This is a genomic window from Cobetia sp. SIMBA_158, assembly GCF_046566945.1.
In the GTDB taxonomy this organism is placed as follows: Bacteria; Pseudomonadota; Gammaproteobacteria; order Pseudomonadales; family Halomonadaceae; genus Cobetia; species Cobetia amphilecti.
Genome location: NZ_JAWJYL010001118.1, coordinates 1 through 235, shown reverse-complemented (window position 1 = coordinate 235; position 235 = coordinate 1). Strand labels below are relative to the sequence as shown.

The window sequence follows — 235 nt, the reverse complement described above, 5'->3', positions numbered from 1 at the left end:
GGCAACACCACTGCATCCCCCTCAACAATAACAACAGCTGACCAGGTGAGCACTCATGGCCCCGACACAGACGCGCTCGCACCGGGTGCGCAGCAATGAGGACATGATCGAGCTGGTGGTGGCAAAGGATGTCGCTCGCAGCCCGCGTTACAACGAGGATATCGCGTCGACCAAGAGTGCAGAGCGCCCCTGGTTGCGCTGGAACATCGCCGCACTGTGGGTCGGCGTGTAGATC

The 235-nt window shown here is 61.3% G+C and carries 1 protein-coding gene; it reads left to right on the top strand.

From position 1 onward, the window contains the following. The first annotated feature begins 55 nt into the window (after positions 1-55). Positions 56-232 carry a hypothetical protein gene (locus tag R2R70_RS23235; protein ID WP_410979381.1) on the top strand — a complete coding sequence of 59 codons (177 nt, stop codon included), beginning with the start codon at positions 56-58 and terminating at the stop codon, positions 230-232. The last annotated feature ends 3 nt before the right edge of the window (positions 233-235 follow it).